The 16874-nt window shown below is 43.3% G+C and carries 18 protein-coding genes; all 18 read left to right on the forward strand.

The annotated features are described in order from the left end of the window. Window positions 1-106: 106 nt before the first annotated feature. Window positions 107-1753, forward strand: coding sequence for a phage terminase large subunit (gene terL, locus AT683_RS05210; RefSeq protein ID WP_050845929.1), 1647 nt, complete (start codon window positions 107-109; stop codon window positions 1751-1753). A gap of 11 nt (window positions 1754-1764) precedes the next feature. Beyond that, on the forward strand, window positions 1765-3387 hold the full coding sequence (locus tag AT683_RS05215) for a DUF935 domain-containing protein (RefSeq protein WP_050845930.1): 1623 nt from the start codon (window positions 1765-1767) through the stop codon (window positions 3385-3387). Next, on the forward strand, window positions 3371-4672 hold the full coding sequence (locus AT683_RS05220; protein ID WP_058222195.1) for a phage minor head protein: 1302 nt from the start codon (window positions 3371-3373) through the stop codon (window positions 4670-4672). Before AT683_RS05215 ends, AT683_RS05220 begins: the two co-directional genes overlap by 17 nt. A 135-nt stretch (window positions 4673-4807) precedes the next feature. Beyond that, window positions 4808-5224 (forward strand): phage virion morphogenesis protein, encoded by a 417-nt coding sequence (locus AT683_RS05225; protein WP_005688555.1) that lies wholly within the window; start codon window positions 4808-4810, stop codon window positions 5222-5224. A 281-nt stretch (window positions 5225-5505) separates the two neighbouring features. Next, entirely contained in the window at window positions 5506-6543 is a 1038-nt protein-coding gene (locus AT683_RS05230; RefSeq protein ID WP_050845932.1) for a phage protease, read from the forward strand. Further along, the gene (locus AT683_RS05235) at window positions 6543-7466 is read left to right on the forward strand and encodes a Mu-like prophage major head subunit gpT family protein (protein WP_040034140.1); all 924 of its coding nucleotides are present in this window, start codon (window positions 6543-6545) and stop codon (window positions 7464-7466) included. Before AT683_RS05230 ends, AT683_RS05235 begins: the two co-directional genes overlap by 1 nt. Window positions 7467-7529: 63 nt before the next feature. Further along, complete coding sequence (locus AT683_RS05240) at window positions 7530-7835, forward strand: hypothetical protein (RefSeq protein ID WP_050845933.1); 306 nt, start codon at window positions 7530-7532, stop codon at window positions 7833-7835. A 9-nt stretch (window positions 7836-7844) separates the two neighbouring features. Continuing rightward, entirely contained in the window at window positions 7845-8276 is a 432-nt protein-coding gene (locus AT683_RS05245; RefSeq protein ID WP_050845934.1) for a gp436 family protein, read from the forward strand. Then, the gene (locus AT683_RS05250) at window positions 8260-8922 is read left to right on the forward strand and encodes a DUF1834 family protein (protein WP_050845935.1); all 663 of its coding nucleotides are present in this window, start codon (window positions 8260-8262) and stop codon (window positions 8920-8922) included. The genes AT683_RS05245 and AT683_RS05250 overlap by 17 nt, the downstream gene beginning before the upstream one ends. Beyond that, window positions 8894-9076 (forward strand): DUF2635 domain-containing protein, encoded by a 183-nt coding sequence (locus AT683_RS05255; protein ID WP_006995430.1) that lies wholly within the window; start codon window positions 8894-8896, stop codon window positions 9074-9076. The genes AT683_RS05250 and AT683_RS05255 overlap by 29 nt, the downstream gene beginning before the upstream one ends. Next, window positions 9069-10484, forward strand: a complete 1416-nt coding sequence (locus AT683_RS05260) for a phage tail sheath subtilisin-like domain-containing protein (RefSeq protein ID WP_050845936.1) — start codon at window positions 9069-9071, stop codon at window positions 10482-10484. The genes AT683_RS05255 and AT683_RS05260 overlap by 8 nt, the downstream gene beginning before the upstream one ends. 9 nt (window positions 10485-10493) lie before the next feature. Continuing rightward, a complete protein-coding gene (locus tag AT683_RS05265; RefSeq protein ID WP_021034875.1) occupies window positions 10494-10865 on the forward strand; it encodes a hypothetical protein in 372 nt (123 codons plus the stop codon). Then, the gene (locus tag AT683_RS05270) at window positions 10865-11206 is read left to right on the forward strand and encodes a hypothetical protein (protein WP_050845937.1); all 342 of its coding nucleotides are present in this window, start codon (window positions 10865-10867) and stop codon (window positions 11204-11206) included. The genes AT683_RS05265 and AT683_RS05270 overlap by 1 nt, the downstream gene beginning before the upstream one ends. A gap of 56 nt (window positions 11207-11262) precedes the next feature. Next, on the forward strand, window positions 11263-11427 hold the full coding sequence (locus tag AT683_RS05275) for a hypothetical protein (protein ID WP_218834128.1): 165 nt from the start codon (window positions 11263-11265) through the stop codon (window positions 11425-11427). 46 nt (window positions 11428-11473) lie between these two features. Beyond that, on the forward strand, window positions 11474-13759 hold the full coding sequence (locus AT683_RS05280; RefSeq protein ID WP_050845938.1) for a phage tail tape measure protein: 2286 nt from the start codon (window positions 11474-11476) through the stop codon (window positions 13757-13759). Between the two features lie 2 nt (window positions 13760-13761). Continuing rightward, window positions 13762-15096, forward strand: a complete 1335-nt coding sequence (locus AT683_RS05285) for a DNA circularization protein (protein WP_050845939.1) — start codon at window positions 13762-13764, stop codon at window positions 15094-15096. Next, window positions 15086-16210, forward strand: a complete 1125-nt coding sequence (locus tag AT683_RS05290) for a phage baseplate assembly protein (RefSeq protein WP_050845940.1) — start codon at window positions 15086-15088, stop codon at window positions 16208-16210. The genes AT683_RS05285 and AT683_RS05290 overlap by 11 nt, the downstream gene beginning before the upstream one ends. Window positions 16211-16219: 9 nt before the next feature. Continuing rightward, a complete protein-coding gene (locus AT683_RS05295) occupies window positions 16220-16855 on the forward strand; it encodes a phage baseplate assembly protein V (protein ID WP_050845941.1) in 636 nt (211 codons plus the stop codon). Window positions 16856-16874: the final 19 nt, after the last annotated feature.

The following is a 16874-nucleotide window of genomic DNA, read 5'->3' on the forward strand; positions in this document are numbered from 1 at the left end:
TAATTATAGTCATAGTGGTTCCCCTTTGGGGAACGCTAACCTACCCCATCGGGGTGCATTATGCGTAAACCAGGGTATACCTACCCTGGGTAAACAGCGGAGATATATGAAAAATAAAGAATTATTAGCAGAATTAAAAGCCTATTCGGACAGCTTGCGACAAAAGGTCGAGGCAAAGTTTGAGGGGTGGGACGATTCTCTTGCTGCCATTAGTGAGCGACGCAAAAAGGTGCTAGATCCTGTTTCGGGCTATGACTTTTTTGTGTCGAATTACTTTCCGCATTATGTGCGTTCTCGCTCTCGTTCGCAGTTGCATAACTATCTTTTTGAGCAGTTGCCACAAGTATTACAACAGCCATCATCAGTGCATTTAGCCATTGCTGCGCCACGTGGTGAAGCTAAATCGACCTTGGTTTCCCAGCTCTTTACACTTTACTGTCTTGTGACACAGAAAAAACGCTATGCGTTGATTGTGATGGATAGTATCGACCAAGCCTATCCAATGTTGGAAGCCATTAAAGTAGAGTTGGAATTTAACCAACGTTTGCGCATTGATTTCCCTGAAATAGCAGGACAAGGGCGTGTTTGGCAAGCGGCAACCATTATCACGAAAGCTAACCAGAAAGTGCAGGTAGCGGGCTCTGGCAAGAAATTGCGTGGTTTACGCCACGGTGCTTATCGACCTGATTTAGTGGTGCTTGACGATATTGAAAATGACGAACAAGTGCGTAGCCCTGAACAGCGTGACAAATTACACGATTGGTTGAAGAAAACCGTCCTTCCGTTAGGGGCGGCTGGAGATAAGTTAGATGTAGTGTATATCGGGACTATTCTCCATTACGACAGTGTTTTAAACCGCACTTTATCGAGTAAAGCGTGGAAGACAGCCAAGTTTAAAGCCTTAATTCGTCAGCCTGATGATATGAGCCTATGGGATAAGTGGGAAGACTTCTACTTAAACGAAGGCGAAGCGGTAGCTGATGCTTTCTATACGCAAAATCAAGCGGCAATGGATAAAGGTGCGGTAGTAAGCTGGGCTGCTCGCCCGATTTTAACCTTGATGAAGATTCGCGCTCGTGATGGGCATGCCACCTTTGATTCTGAATATCAAAATGACCCGTTAAGCAGTGATGATGCGATGTTTGCCAATAGTTTGACTTATTGGACGGAATTGCCAGCAAATTTAATTTATTTCGGTGCGCTTGACCCATCCTTAGGAAAAGCAGGGGCAAGCAGAGACCCCTCTGCCATTTTAGTGGGCGGCTATCACCGAGAAACAGGCAAGTTATATGTGGTGGAAGCGCAAGTGAAAAAACGTCTGCCTGATTTAATTATTGAAGATGTGATCCGTATGCAGAAGCAATACCACTGTCAGCGTTGGTTTGTTGAAACGGTGCAATTCCAAGAGTTTTTAAAAGATGAATTAGTGAAACGCTCTGCGCAACGTGGCATTCCTGTTCCAGCGACGGCGACGAAGCCAAATACAGACAAAATGTTGCGTATTGAGAGCCTACAACCCCACATGGCGAATAGTTTAATTTTGTTGCATAGCTCGCAAACTACACTGATTTCCCAGTTACGCCATTTCCCGAAAGCAGACCATGATGATGGCCCAGATGCGCTAGAAATGTTGTGGCGTAATGCAGTGGGCAGCTCGGCAGCGATTGAGTGGATTGGGTTAAATCAACTGAATGAGATTGAATCAGATGAATACGAAGATGAAGACGATCTTTATTCAATATGGAAACATTAAAGGCGGATTAAATGGGATTTATTGATAAGGTTAAAAACCTTTTAAAAGGTAATGAAACAGAGCCAACACAAACCGATGATGCAGAAGTAACTGCAACGGGGCGTGTATTAGATGATCACCCCTCTGCAAAAATTACGCCTTCAAAATTAAAGCAGATTTTAGAGGATGCCGAAAACGGCGATATTCAGGCGCAGCATCAACTTTTCATGGATATTGAAGAGCAAGATAGCAGCATTGCCGCCAATATGATGACACGTAAGCGTTCAGTTTTAACGCTAGATTGGCGTATTGTTGAACCACGTAATGCAACCCCTGCAGAAGAAAAATTGCAAGCAGAAATTGATGAGTTATTTTATCAATATCCCAATCTTGAAGACTTGTTTATCGATTTAATGGATGCCGTGGGACACGGTTTTTCGGCGTTGGAAATTCAATGGGCGCAGGTGGATGGCAAATGGGTTCCAAAAGGCTTTAGACCTTGTCCGCAGTCTTGGTTTAAATTGGATAAAGACGATAGTTTATTATTACGCACGCCAGCGAATCAAATGGGCGAGCCTTTACGTCCTTTTGGCTGGGTGGTACATCGCCATAAATCTCGTTCGACACAGTTAGCTCGTGATGGCTTATATCGCACATTGGCATGGCTTTATATGTATAAGCATTATTCTGTGCGTGATTTTGCCGAGTTTTTAGAGCTTTATGGTATGCCGATTCGCATTGGTAAATATGGTGCTGGCGCCACTAATGCGGAGAAACGCACTTTACTGCGTGCGTTGGCTGAAATTGGGCATAACGCGGCAGGCATTATGCCTGAATCGATGCAGATTGAACTGCATAATGTCGCTAATGCAGGTGCTGCATCGGGTAATAATCCATTTTTACAAATGGTTGATTGGTGCGAGAAATCTATCGCTCGGTTGATTTTGGGGCAAACCTTAACATCGGGGGCGGATGGTAAAAGCTCCACCAATGCGTTAGGTAATGTGCATAATGAAGTGCGTCGTGATTTGATGATTAGCGATGCGAAACAGATTGCGCAAACCATTACTCAACAAATCATTTTGCCGTATTTGCAAATTAATGTTGATCCGAATATTGCGCCACATCGTATCCCTTATTTTGAGTTTGACACAAAAGAATATGAAGATTTATCGGTCTTTGCAGAAGCCATTCCTAAACTTACCGGCATTGGCGTGCAGATTTCTGAAAGTTGGGTGCGGGATAAATTAGGGATTCCTGAACCGCAGGAAGGCGAGTTGATTTTAAGCATACCGCAAGGCGAGAAAACGGACGAAAAAACGACCGCACTTTCTGCCGTATTTAACCATGGCAAAGACTGTTCTTGCGGCTGTCGTGCTGCTGCGTTGTCGGCGCAGAATGGTAAAAAGGACGAACAAGATGAACTGGACGGTTTGATTGATGATGCACTGGCAAATGCGGATTTTAATCAACAACTTGATCCTATGATGAAACAAATTGTAGGCGTGATCATGGCAAGTGAAAGCTATGATGAAGCACAGGAAAAACTGATCGCACTTTATCCTGATTTAACCAGTGAAAGCCATCAAGCCTATTTGGCAAGTGCGGTATTTTTAGCTGATTTATTAGGAGCAGCCAATGCCGAGCGTACCTAAGTTTGCCATTGGCGTAGAACTCAAACAAGCCATTGAGTTTTTGCGCCAAAAGAAAATGCTTGCCAGCAAGGTGTTAGTAAAAGAAATGCAGGATAGCGCATTGGCACGTGCCACGACGATTGCGCGCTTAACAAGTCTTGATATGACAAAGGATATTTACCAATCTTTAGAAACCGCTATGCGTGAGGGCAAAGGCTTTCACGCTTGGAAAAAAGAACTGGTGAGTGAATTTGAACGCAAAGGTTGGATTTTTGGGAAAGATCCATCTATTCGTGGTATTGATGGGCATTTACTGGCAGATCCAAAAACAGGGGAATATTTTGGCACGCCGCGTCGGTTAAATACGATTTATCGTGTCAATATGCAGTCAGCTTATTCGGCTGCGCGTTATCAACGCTTGCGTGATAACGTGGATAATCGCCCTTATTGGCAATATTCCGCCGTGGGTGATGCGCGTACTCGCCCTGCCCATTTAGCATTGAGCGGTAAGGTGTATCGTTATGATGATCCGTTTTGGGCAACCTTCTACCCGCCCAATGGGTTTAATTGTCGCTGTACGGTGATTGCATTAGGCGATAGAGATTTGAAACGCCGTGGGATTGATAAGCCTGACGATAGTTCTGAATTTTTGGTGGAAGTAGAACGCCCTGCGGATAAGCAAGGTAATCGTGAAAAGACGGTAGGGTTTAAATTACCTGATGGCACGGTACGTGTGACAGATAAAGGCTTTGATTACAATGTAGGGCGATTAAACTACAAGCCTAATTTGGATCTTTATCCTGAAAAACTGGCACATGCGTTTGCCACGGTTGAAATGAAAGGTGGGGAGTTTAAGCACGATTTTGAATTGTTGGCAAAGCATGTGGCGGAGATGAAACAAACGCTCAGCCCAGATGGAAAAAAACTCACTGCTGAGCAGATGTTACAGGTGCGTGATAGCCTAACCAAAAACTTTAAATTTGCAGCAGGTGTCTTGAGTGCGGAAAGTAAGGATTTATTGAAAAGCAAAACTGGCACAGTGTGGCTTTCTGATGATACTTTAATTAAGCAATTTAATAGTCGTGATGGGCAAGATTTTGGGATTGATGAATATGCGGATTTGCCGGATATTGTCAATTCACCGGATAAAATTATTGTAGATGAATTCGGCTACCAATTTTATAAAGATGTAAATGGTAAGAAATTGTTAGCTGTATTGAAAGTTTTAAGTCGAGAAAACGAAATTTTTGTGCAATCGTTCAGATTGGTGAGTGATAAGCAATGGAAAAAGGCATTTAAAGAATAAGCCACTAGGCGGGGCTCGAACCCACCGCACACAGTCCCGAGTCTATTTCACCTCTTCGCCCGCGATCTTCGAGATTCATCGCTTTTCTAGTGGCTTTGGTGAATATACCCCTTTAAAATTTAAAAATCAACGATTATGATAGACATTGAAATCAATAATGCGCAAGAAGTTACCGCCTTGCTTGAACGATTAGCGCAAGCTACAGCACATCGTGCGCCTTTAATGCGTAGCATTGCAGGCACAATGGAATCGGCTGTCACGCAGAACTTTGAAGTGGGTGGTCGTCCTGAGTGGAAGAAATTAAAGCTTCGCCAAGGTACGCCTTTGGTGGATACTGAAAACTTGATGGAGAGCATCACTTCTGAATATAATAACAATGAAGCCATTGTAGGGACGAATGAGCCTTACGCAGCTATCCATCAATTCGGGGGTAAAGCTGGACGAGGTCGTAAAGTAGAGATTCCGGCACGTCCTTTTTTGGCTTTAACACCTCAAGATGAGGCAGATATTTTGGAAGATATACAAGACTACTTCCAACGCTTAATTAAATAAATCAGAAAATCGCCCTAAATCGCACGTAGGGCGATTTTTTACTTTTAGGGTATAAGATTTCATCTTTAAATTTTTAAAACAATTTAAAACGGTTTTAAAGCGTTTTAAAATGGGTTTGGGTTGTTTTCAATCATTCAATCTTTCACGTCTTTAATGTGAGGCTTGTTCCTCATTGTCTAAAATTTCAAATTATTTGGTTGCGCTGAAGCCAGTCATCTCTTGTTATCTTGTTCAATTCGATATTCTGCCATCCTAGATTGAGTTTTTAAGGATGGTTTCAGATGAAATTAACAGTTGCCGCTTGTAGTTTTGAAATTAACAAGGCGAAGTATGGTCGTATCCAACTTTTACCTTATGGCAAATTTCGTGCCGCAGACGGCAGACCAACCGATGTGGAGGCATGGTATGTAACAGATACAAATGGCGCGGATGTGGTGGCGTTGGCAAATAATCAACGCAATCCCCTTCCTATTGACTATGAACACCAAATTATTCACTCCCTAAAAAACGGCAAAGAAGCACCGAGTGCGGGCTGGATGGAATATTTCTATTTTACCCCACAAGGGATTTTTGCTGATGTGCGTTGGACTGATAAAGCCGCGGACTATATCAAAAATGGCGAATATCGTTATATCTCGGCTGTGTTTGCTTACGACACAGAGGGCTATGTTCGCAAGATCTTTCATGCTGCATTAACCAATACGCCTGCTTTAGATGGTATGGAGGAAGCAATGGTGGCAGCCAGCGTGAATTTGTTACAAGAGGACAATCCAATGAATAAAAAATTATTGGCAGCATTATGCGCACTGTTTGCTTTAAAAGCAGATGCAAGTGAAGCTGATATTACGGAGAAAGTGACCGCACTTTCGGCAGCTAAAGGCGATAGCGCTGTGGACGTGTTAGATGTTTACGCAAAATTAGCTGAAAAAGAACAATCAGTGGCAGCGTTATCCACACAAGTGGGCAACCCTGATCCTGCTAAATTTGTGCCAGTCGAACAGGTAGCCGCATTACAGGCTGATTTTAATGCGCTTAAAACATCTGTAGAAGCAGACAAGAAAGCGGCATTAATCACAGCAGCATTATCGCAAGGTAAACTGGCTCCTGCATTAAAAGATTGGGCGCAAAGTTTATCTGTTGAGGCATTAAGTGCTTACTTAGAAAAAGCACCTGCAATGGCCGCATTAAGTGGTGAGCCACAAGCAAAAGGCGATCCAGAGCAGAAAGTGGTGGCGTTAAGTGCTGCAGAGAGTGCCGCAGCAAAAGCGTTAGGCTTAAGCGAAAAAGATTATATGGCAACCTATAAGGAGCAAAAATAATGGATAAATTCAAAAAATCGGAACTTTTAAAAGCCCTTGATGAAGCCTTTAAAAAAGACTTTGCGAGCGGTTTAAACGTGATTAATCCTCAATGGTCAGAAATTGCTATGAAAATTGCAAGTTCTACCGAAACCAATACTTACGGTTGGTTAGGGCATTTCCCAAAATTGCAAGAATGGGTGGGTAAACGTCGTTTACGCAAAATGCAAGCGCAAGGTATGCAAGTATCGAATAAGTTGTTTGAAAGCACTGTTGCTATCCCTCGCACCAATATTGAAGACGACCAGGTCGGCTTATTTAGTCCGATGGTAAAACAAATGGGACAAAGTGCGGCGGAATTACCTGATGATTTAGTATTTGGCTTAATTAAACAAGGTAAAAGCACCCTTTGCTATGACGGGCAGAATTTCTTTGATGACGATCATCCTGTTTTTGCGGAAGTCGATGGCACAGGAAATCAAACCACGCAAAGTAATATTACCAAAGGCAGTGCAGCAGGAAAACCAGCGTTTTATTTGTTGGATACGACGAATGCCGTGAAGCCATTTATTTGGCAAGAACGCTTAACCCCTGAAATTGAGACGAAATTTGATCCGTCTAAATCCGATACGGTATTTATGGAAGATACCTATATTTGGGGCGTGCGTGCGCGTGGTAATGCAGGTTTTGCATTCTGGCAACTTGCTCATCGTGTGGAAGACAGCGAATTAACTGAAGATGTCTTAATGGGCGTGTTGGCAAAAATGAAATCCTTAAAAGGCGATGGCGGCAAGTTGTTAAATATTCGTCCGAATATCTTATTAGTGCCACCTGCACTTGAATATACAGCAAAACGTTTAGTGGAAGCCGATATTATCAACGGTACCAGCAATGTGTTGAAAGGGACGCTTAAAGTGATGGTGTCTTCACAGATTGTGGAGTAATCCGTCTCTTTCCTTGCCTTCCCTCGCTTGCGAGGGAAAGCAAGAAATGACTAGGAGGAAGTTATGGCAAAGAAACAGCAAAACAAGAAAGACGATGAAGTGAAAACCGACACGTCCGAAAATACTGCAGAAACTGACCGCACTTTAGATAAGCCGGATGACGCGCCCAAAGGCAGTGATGTGATTCATCCTATTGCCTATGCAGTGACGTTACGTGCAATTCATCCGCAAGCCTCTTATGGTCGCTGCGGCTATCGTTTTAACAAAGAAAGTGCGGTGGAAATTCCAGTTGAAAACTTGACGGGTGAGCAAGTCATTATGCTTGCTGAAGATCCCTGGTTAGAACTTATTCCCATCTGCGATAAATAAGGATGAGTGATGCATTACGCCAGTGCAGAAGATTTTGTGTTACGTGTAGGGGAAGTGCAAGCCATTGAACTGACCGACCGTGATTTGACTGGGCAAGTTAATGACAATTTGCTTGATGTTGCATTGTCTGATAGCTCAAGCCAAATTGATGGTTATTTGGCAGCACGTTATACCCTCCCTCTTGTGAGTGTGCCACAAAACTTGGTGCGACTTTGTTGTGATTTGGCACGTTATCGTTTAGCGAGTATGTCTCATGTGACGATTCCAGAAGAAATCATTACACGCTATAAATTAAGTTTAAAAGAACTTGAGGATATCAGTGTGGGTAAGATTTCACTGGGGTTGCCGCCTACAGAGAATAATGATGCCAACGAACACGACAATGGTGTGATTTTTACTAATCCGAAAAACAGGATTTTTGCGCGTGATCACTCAAATTGAAAATGCCCTTGTAGAACGCCTACAGCGTGGCTTAGGGCGTTTAGTCAATACCGTTAAAAGCTACGGTGGCGAGCTCGATGATGAAAGTCTTGGGACATCACGTTTGCCGATGTGTTTAGTCACTTTTGGGGGCGCACGTATCGAACGTATGGGCACTAATTTGAAGCGTCATCAATCCACAGCAAACTTTGTCATTATCGTGGCAGTAAATAGCTTGCGTAGCAATATTGCGGCACGACAAGGCGGAGCGGATAAACGAGAGGTGGGCGTTAATCAGTTGATTACAGCCGTACGCCGTTTGTTAGATGCGCAAACCTTAGGGCAATTAGTCAAGCCATTGAAACCGACCAGGGTGCGTACGCTCTTTAATAATGCCACTTTTAAAGGTGGGGCGATAACAGCTTATGCGATTGAGTATGACGCAGTCTATGAGGATTTAAGCCCGTTAGAAGATGGACGTTATCCTGAAATGACACAGGATAGCAAAAATCCTGATTATTTGTTTACGCATTATCATGGTGAGCTATCGCCACCAGAGCCGATGTTAGAACGTATTGGTAACAACATTTATGACCCAATAAGCGGTGCCAAAGTGCCGTTTGAGGTGGAGACACAAAATGAAAGTGAAAGCAGCAATAGGCATTAAGGTGCCGATGGAACATCAGCCTTATACCTATATTGAACAAGTACCGGTAGAGGTAGAGCCGTCGATTTATTATCAACGTCGTATTAATGATGGCGATTTGATTGTAATCACAGAAACACGTTCACGCAAAGAACAGGAGAAAGACAATGGATGAAACGAATATTGATTTTGATAATATCCCGACGAGTCTTCGTAAACCGGGTGTTTATACAGAATACAACTCACGCAATGCAGTGAGTACTTTGCCAACAAATGAGCAAAATGTCTTAATTGTGGCACCGATGTTAAATGCAACAAAAGCATTTAGCGCACCGACACCGATTTATTCAGATGTAGATGCGAAAAATACATTTGGTGCTGGGTCTTGGGCTCACTTAATGGCGCGTATTGCTATCCAAAATAATGCCATGATCCGTTTAACGGTGATTGGTTTAAAAGAGAGTGATTCAGGTGTGGCGGCAACTGGCACCATTACGCTAACAGGCACAGCAAGCAATGCAGGGGCGCTTAAAGTTATCATTGGTGGTCTTGATTATGCGGTGGCAATTGCTAAATCGGAAACTGCTGCCACCATTGCCGCCCGTTTAAATGCAGTGATTAATGCGGGGGAATATTGTCCTGTCAGTGCAACAGTCAATGAAGGTACTGTTACGCTTACTGCGAAATGTAAAGGCGAAATTGGCAATGAGATTAGTGTCAATGCCACATTAAGCGTAAATGATATGGCAGTGAATGTTTCTGCCCTTGCAAATGGTGCCGAAAATGCCGATTTAGCAGCGGCATTAGCATCTGTAGCTGGTCAGCATTATCACGTGATTATCTCCCCTTTTGCGGATGATAAAAATGCGAAAGCCTTGCGCGAACATTTAGAGTCGGTCGCAAGTCCTGTTGAGAAAAAACCAGGTGTTGGCGTATTAGGTTTTAATGGTACGTTGGCAAGCGGTACCACTTATACCGAGAAAATTAATGCTAACCGTATTACAGTGGGTTGGTATAAAGGGGCGGTGGAATCTAATGCCTTAATCGCTGCGGGATATGGGGCGGTTATTGCAGGCGAAGAAGACCCAGCTAAACCGTTAAATACACTTGAGATTAAAGGTTTAACCCCTGTTGATGCCACTCAATCACCGTTAAAAACCGAAGTCAATCAGGCGTTATTCCACGGTTTAACCCCTATTACAGTGGTAAATAATCGTGTGCAAATTATGCGTGCAATTACGACTTATACCAAGTCACCGGCGAATGTAGATGATCCTGCGTGGTTAGACTTAACCACAATTCGTACACTTGATTATACGCGTAAAGCCATTGAACAGCGTATTGAGTTACGTTTCCCTCGTGCGAAATTATCTAATCGCACCCCACCAAAAGTGCGGTCGGAAATCCTTGATGTGCTCTATCGTTTAGAGCAACAAGAGATTTTAGAAAATGTGGATGCGAACAAGGGTAAATTGCTTGTTGTTCGCAATGGCAAAGATCCAAATCGTTTAGATACGGCAATCCCAGCCGATGTGGTAAATGGCTTGCACGTTGTCGCTAACCGAATTGATTTAATTTTATAGGGGGCGTAAATGGAAAAATATGCTGGAATGGCGGTGTTAGAAGTAAATGGCGTTGAATTTGAAATTACCGATTTAAATGTCACAAAACAAACTGGGCGTAAATTAGTCAAAACCATGAACTCTGAAGGACGTGCACGTGGTTTTGCCAAAGGCATTACGACCTGGGAGCTGTCAGTGACTGCTGCGCTGCCGATTGATGGTTCAGAGATTGATTGGGCTGGTATCAGTGATGCGAAAATCACGGTATATCCGCTTAATCAAGAAGATAAGCGTACGTCCTACCTTGGCTGCTTTACTACGCAAGTAGGCGAGAAATACACGGTGGATAACGAAGCCGTTATTGATATCCAGATGAATGCGCTTAAAGAGGTAAAAGAATAATGCGTTTACTTCTTGGTATCTCTTATGAAGACAAGCGTTATTTTGACTTTGGCGTGCGATTACTAACCTTGGGTGGCGAATGTGCTGCCCTTGAGAAAGTCGCCGAGCTTGGTTTAGATGAGAAAGAAAACCTCACGAAAGCGGAGCAAATGCTCGTGGACTTGGCTTATTTATCTGAACAGCTTGATATTATCGGTCTTGCGCAAGATAAGCTCACGCCACAGTTTTTACTGGATAACCTTGCCACGGATGATTATGTGCTGATTACCCAAGCTATCGCAGAACTGCGAAAAAAGCACATCGACGCTGGGGAAAACCCGAGCAAAGCCGAAACCGAATAAAACAACATTACGTTGTGTTTGATGCCGAGAAGAATTACCGAAGTGCGGTTATTTTATTGGCTAAATTTGGGTTTACTGCTGAAGAAGTACGAGCAATGTGTCACGCTGAAGTTGCTGCGTGGGTGGCAAGTTGGCAATATTCGCAAGGTATTAAAACTCAGTCAGAAAAAGGCAACACGGTGCATTACAACCTTATGCGTCGTAAAACTAAGGGGGCGTAAGCCCCTTTTTTTGTGGATTTAAAATGAGTTTAAAGAGGGTTTAAAAATGGCTGAGTTGAATTTAGCGTTGAAGCTGAAAGCGCAAGACCAAGCAAGTCGTGTGTTTCGACGAGCGCAATCGCAGATTACGCAAAGCACACGTGCTATGGCGCAAGCGCGTGAAAGGTTAGGCGTGCGAAGTGAACATAAAATCCAACAAGAAATTAATCATACCATTGCCGCTTATAACCGATTAAAACGTAGTGGCACAGCCACTAGTCGCGAATTAGCGCGTGCGGCTGAAGCGACGCGCTCAAAAATTGCTGGGCTTAATGCGGAAATGGGGAAAACCACGTGGGGGCAACGATTAGGCAATGTTGGTCGAAATATTGCGGGTGCAACGGTAGGTGTTGCCGCTGGTGCAGCGGTTGCTGTACCCAAAATTAGAAAGGCGGCAGATTATGATCTTGAAGTGGCAAAAATTGCAAATACAGCTTATTCAGGTGCAAGTATAGAAGAAAAGACAAAAGGTAAAGAAAAAATCCATGGCGCAATTAAAGCGTCACTAAATTATGGCGGCACAAAAGAAGATGCATTAGGGGCTGTTGGACGTTTAATTGGTGAAGGCAATGTTTCGGTTGAGGACGCATTAAAACTTTTGCCAACGATACAAATGAACGCTACTGCAACTGGGGCAAGCACTGATGATATTTCCGCATTAGTCAATTCATTGCTGAATTTCGGCATTAAAGTTGATGATATTCAACAAGCACTTGATTATGCCAGTGCGTCAGGTAAAGCGGGCGGTTTTGAATTAAAAGATATGGCGCGTTATGCCCCTGAATTTCTTTCAGCCGCAGGCAATACTGGCTTGGGGGGATTGGAAGACTTAAAACAGGTGTTTAAAGGTGCGCAACAGGTTTATAAGGTATCAGGTGGTACGGGGCAATCCTCAACTAACCTAGTCAATTTCTTTTCAAAACTGCGTTCTAGTGATACAGCAAAAAAATTTGAAAAATTAGAAGTTTATGATCCCAAAACCAAGAAAACCCATGGCATTGATTTTGAAAAATCCATGACCAACGAAATGAAAACAGGCAAAAATGCGGTTGAAGCTTTTATGAGCATAATTGATCAGGTGCTTGCAAGCGATAGAACGTATCAAAAACTGCTAAAAAAACTTAATAACGCAAAAGACGATAAAGAAGCTCAAGCTATTGCAGAGCGTATAGCGAAATATGTGGAAACCACAAAACTTGCTGAAGTGATGCCAGATATTCAAGCAGGCACGGCAATGTTTGCAATGCGTCGTGATAAAAATACGGCTCAAAATGTAGATGAGCAATATGCCATTGCTGAAAAAGGCAACTTCAACAAAGAAGATTTTGATTTTATGCGCCAACAAAATTCAGTTCGTTTTCAGATTGCTAAAAACAAACAGGAAATGAATTCAATTGAAAACTGGAATGGTGCAAATGATAGATTAGGAAATGCCGCAGATTGGTTAAGTGAAAATATAGAAGAATTTCCAAATTTAACCAAAGCCGTTGTTGGTGCGACTGACGCGTTACAAATTTTCAGTGCAGGACTTGCTGGGTTTTCTCTAGTTAATTTATTAACGGGCGGGAAAATGGGGGGCGGTGCTTTAGGTAAAGTGACCCAAGGCGCAGCAACATCAGCGATTGCGAATGGAGCTGGCAAATTACTCAATATAGGCGGAAAAGTCGCTACTGCAACTGGTGCAGCAATGGTTGTAGGTGGTTTAATGATTGCTGGAGAACAACTTACAACGGAAGAAGCGAAAGCTGAAGAAAAAGCCGAAGCCAAAACTGCGCAAGAAAAGCAGTTAGAAAACCAATTTTATGCCAATGCTTACGGTGGCAATAAACCGACCACAACCCATTACGCACCGCAAGGTTTCGGTTATAACAAAAATTCAGTCTGGGGGACGGCTTCTCGCTCGGGCGAAGTGGCTGAAATTGCACGTAAAGATGAAGTGGCAAAGGTGCGTTTAGAGCGTGGCACATTGAATCAAGCCGAATACAACGAACGTATGCGTCAAAGTGCGGTGAAAATTGCGGAAATTCGCAATCAGGGGAAAGGCTATTCAGGCTTAGCTGTAGCGGCTAATGACACCGACTCCGCTTTAAGTCGCACACTGGGAGATTTATCTAGCTTGGCTAACTATCAAGCGGATTTTCAGCATTTTGGGCAAACCATTAGTGATGGATTAAAAACCGCCATTGAAAGCCAAAATTTTACAATTCAAAATCAAATTAAGATTGATATGGATGGGCGACCTGTTTATGAAGGGGTTGCTGAAAATATCTATCAATCAATGAAACGGGGGTAACTATGGGTTGGACAATGCCTGTGCAACGTGCAAGTTTTCGCGGCGTGCATTTCGATGTGCTTTCGGTGGATGATGATGTCTATCGCTCGACCATTGAGCATGCTTATCCTTTCGTCAATGGCGCAGACGTGGAAGATTTGGGATTAAATCCATTAACCGTGCGTATGCAAGCCGTATTTTATGGGACAGGCTATTACACGGACTTTAAGAAGTTTTTAAGCGTGTTACAAAAATCAGGGGCGGCAACATTAGTGCATCCGATTCGTGGGCGTTTGCAAAATATGATTTGCACCGGGGCGAGTTTTCACCACGAAGCAGAAATGATTGATTATGTGGCGTTAGATTTGACTTTTATTGAATCTACGCCAGCTAAACCGATTTTTGTCTTTAATTATTCCCTATTGGCAAAAATAGATGCCTTACTGACTGAATTAGAAAACTTTGTTGATGATGTGATGGCATTGTATGGCGAATTTATGGAGATTGTTGCCTTTGCCGCTAATACAAAATCACGTTTGTTGGGTGTTTATGGCGCATTATTTGGTTGTTTTGAGCAAGTGCGCGGGTTATTTGATTTTGACAAAACCAAGTATGGTGTGTCGCCTGTCGTGACACAAGATAACTTTAAAGCAAAATCTAGCCGTGCTGTGCGTGATTTGGTGACAATGATTGATTCAGGGTTGCGCCAAATTGCTGCGCGCAAGGACTTAACTACCCGAACAAAATTTGATGAGGTACTCCGCACAATACGTCAAATTAAGCATATCCCTGCAGATTTAGTGAGTGGTAAGAATATTAAATCTGCCAAAGAACAAGCGGCGTTGAAATCATTAACGACCTCTTTTAGTAAGGATGATACAGAATCTGTGCATTTAATGATGCAGTTAGCCTCCAGTGTTGCTTTGTTGCGTATTGCCACTGAATTGGTAGAGGGCGATGATTTATTGCCACAGGATATTGATTACATCACGACTCAAGTGCGGTCACAAATTATGGATAATTTACAATTGTTACGCAAACAAGTGGACGATGAACATCGTGGGGAAAATATCACGGTATTAAGCACACCTAATACGAGTTTTTATACGGCTGCGCACAATACAGCAGAGCAATTACGCAATAAAGCGCATAAGTTTACTCAACTTGCCCTTGCAGCAATTAATCGTAAACCGCCTTTAATGGTGCGTGAGGTGCCATTTAGCGGTACTGTGCAACAAATTGCACATGCATTTTTTCAGGATCACAAACGTGCAGATGAATTATTAAGATTGAATCCGCAGATCCGTTATCCGAATTTTGTTGAGCGTGGGGAGTGGTTAAATAGCTATGTCAAATAATTACCCTTATGAAAATGATGTCATTCTGGAAGTGGACGGTAAAGCCCACAATAGCTGGAAAAGTTATGATATTGATAGTGACTTTTTAATCCCTGCCGACGCCTTTAAATTTGATTTGGGCGTGCCTTCAAATAGTACGGTTTTACCTGACTTTTCGGGGGCTGAAGTGAAAGTGTGCATTAATGGCGAATTGGTGATGACAGGCATCGTGGATACGACACAGCATACTATGAGTAAAACTAACCGCACTTATAGCCTCAATGGGCGTGACCGTGCGAGTATCCTTGTGGATTGCTCTGCCCCCATTACCAATGTAAAAGGCTTGACTGTGTTAGATGCGGTAAAAAAAATTGTTGAACCACTTGGTATTAAAAAAGTGGCATTGCGTGCGGAAAATAATCCAACATTAGATAAAGTCGATATTGACGTAGGCGAAACAGCTTGGAATGCGGCAATGCGTTGTGCGAACTCGGCAGGCTTGCACTTGTGGTTTGAGCCAAATGGAGAGCTGATTGTGGGCGGTGCGGATTACAGCACGCCACCTGTGGCGACCTTGTGTTGCATGAAAGATGGTAAGCGAAACAACTTTGAGCAGTCGGATTTAACGTTTGATGTATCAAATCGGTTTAGCGAAGTCACTTTTCTTGCACAAAGCCACGGCAAGCAAGGGCAAGACAACAAAAACGATCTGAAATGGGTTTATCACGATCCTGAAATGACTACCTACAAGCCGAAAACCGTGGTGGTGTCTGATGTGGATAATTTGGAAGCCTTGCAAAAATGGGCGAAAAAATACATTGCGGACAGTATGCTAGAAGGTTTTACCCTTACTATCGTCGTACCCGATCACAAAATGCAAGACGGTACATTATGGCAACCAGGGCAACGTGTGCATGTAATTTGCGAGGAATATGATATTGATGCCATTTTCTTTTTAATGGGGCGACGTTTTACGCTGAGCCGAAACGCTGGCACACAAACGGAACTACGCTTTAAACAAGACGGCATCTGGACACCAGATGCTTACAGTGCAAAAGCAGAAAAAGCTCGCAAGCGCAAAGGCAAGAAATTAATGGCGACTAATGGACATGGCAGCTGGGTGGCTGCGAATTAAGGGGACAACATGAGACGATTAAGCCAAGCCATTCAACAAAGGGCGCAAGGTGCGGTGGACGAAATCCGTCAAGCCTTTCGCGGTGTGTTGCACTTAGTGAAAAGTGCGGACAATATTCAGAAAGTTCAGGCATCAGGGCTTGCGGATGAAACCTTGCAAGATGTGGAGTTGATGCAGCAGTTTGGTTTTACCTCTGTGCCTCCGGCAAACACGCAAGCAGTGATTTTACCCATTGGCGGACAAACTACCCACGGTATTGTGATTGCGACCGAGAACGGTTCTTTCCGCTTGAAAAATCTGCAAGGCGGCGAAGTCGCTATTTATGATGAAAGTGGCTCTAGCATTGTATTAAAAAAAGGGCGGTTGATTGAAATTGATTGTGATGTATTAAAGATTAACGCTACAACAAAAGTGGATATATCAAGTCCATTGGTTGAAACCGATCAGGTTTTTACCGCCCAAGGGCAAATCAATGGTAATGGTGGTATGGCTGTGCAAGGTGGCAGCGGTGCGAGCTTTACTGGTAATGTACAGCAAAGTGGCGGTAGCTTTACGACCGACGGCGACGTGAAAGCAGGTATAATTTCGTTAAGTAACCACAAACATACTGGCGATAGCGGAGGCAAAACCAGTAAACCTGAATAATCTAACCTTAAAGGAGATG

Origin of the sequence: Haemophilus influenzae (assembly GCF_001457655.1) — a bacterium.
In the GTDB taxonomy this organism is placed as follows: Bacteria; Pseudomonadota; Gammaproteobacteria; order Enterobacterales; family Pasteurellaceae; genus Haemophilus; species Haemophilus influenzae.

Excerpts from the sequence above, each read along its gene's own strand:
- terL (WP_050845929.1), top strand. The coding sequence starts at position 107 with ATGAAAAATAAAGAATTATTAGCAGAATTAAAAGCCTATTCGGACAGC.
- AT683_RS05215 (WP_050845930.1), top strand. The coding sequence starts at position 1,765 with ATGGGATTTATTGATAAGGTTAAAAACCTTTTAAAAGGTAATGAAACA.
- AT683_RS05220 (WP_058222195.1), top strand. The coding sequence starts at position 3,371 with ATGCCGAGCGTACCTAAGTTTGCCATTGGCGTAGAACTCAAACAAGCC.
- AT683_RS05225 (WP_005688555.1), top strand. The coding sequence starts at position 4,808 with ATGATAGACATTGAAATCAATAATGCGCAAGAAGTTACCGCCTTGCTT.
- AT683_RS05230 (WP_050845932.1), top strand. The coding sequence starts at position 5,506 with ATGAAATTAACAGTTGCCGCTTGTAGTTTTGAAATTAACAAGGCGAAG.
- AT683_RS05235 (WP_040034140.1), top strand. The coding sequence starts at position 6,543 with ATGGATAAATTCAAAAAATCGGAACTTTTAAAAGCCCTTGATGAAGCC.
- AT683_RS05240 (WP_050845933.1), top strand. The coding sequence starts at position 7,530 with ATGGCAAAGAAACAGCAAAACAAGAAAGACGATGAAGTGAAAACCGAC.
- AT683_RS05245 (WP_050845934.1), top strand. The coding sequence starts at position 7,845 with ATGCATTACGCCAGTGCAGAAGATTTTGTGTTACGTGTAGGGGAAGTG.
- AT683_RS05255 (WP_006995430.1), top strand. The coding sequence starts at position 8,894 with ATGAAAGTGAAAGCAGCAATAGGCATTAAGGTGCCGATGGAACATCAG.
- AT683_RS05260 (WP_050845936.1), top strand. The coding sequence starts at position 9,069 with ATGGATGAAACGAATATTGATTTTGATAATATCCCGACGAGTCTTCGT.
- AT683_RS05265 (WP_021034875.1), top strand. The coding sequence starts at position 10,494 with ATGGAAAAATATGCTGGAATGGCGGTGTTAGAAGTAAATGGCGTTGAA.
- AT683_RS05270 (WP_050845937.1), top strand. The coding sequence starts at position 10,865 with ATGCGTTTACTTCTTGGTATCTCTTATGAAGACAAGCGTTATTTTGAC.
- AT683_RS05280 (WP_050845938.1), top strand. The coding sequence starts at position 11,474 with ATGGCTGAGTTGAATTTAGCGTTGAAGCTGAAAGCGCAAGACCAAGCA.
- AT683_RS05285 (WP_050845939.1), top strand. The coding sequence starts at position 13,762 with ATGGGTTGGACAATGCCTGTGCAACGTGCAAGTTTTCGCGGCGTGCAT.
- AT683_RS05290 (WP_050845940.1), top strand. The coding sequence starts at position 15,086 with ATGTCAAATAATTACCCTTATGAAAATGATGTCATTCTGGAAGTGGAC.
- AT683_RS05295 (WP_050845941.1), top strand. The coding sequence starts at position 16,220 with ATGAGACGATTAAGCCAAGCCATTCAACAAAGGGCGCAAGGTGCGGTG.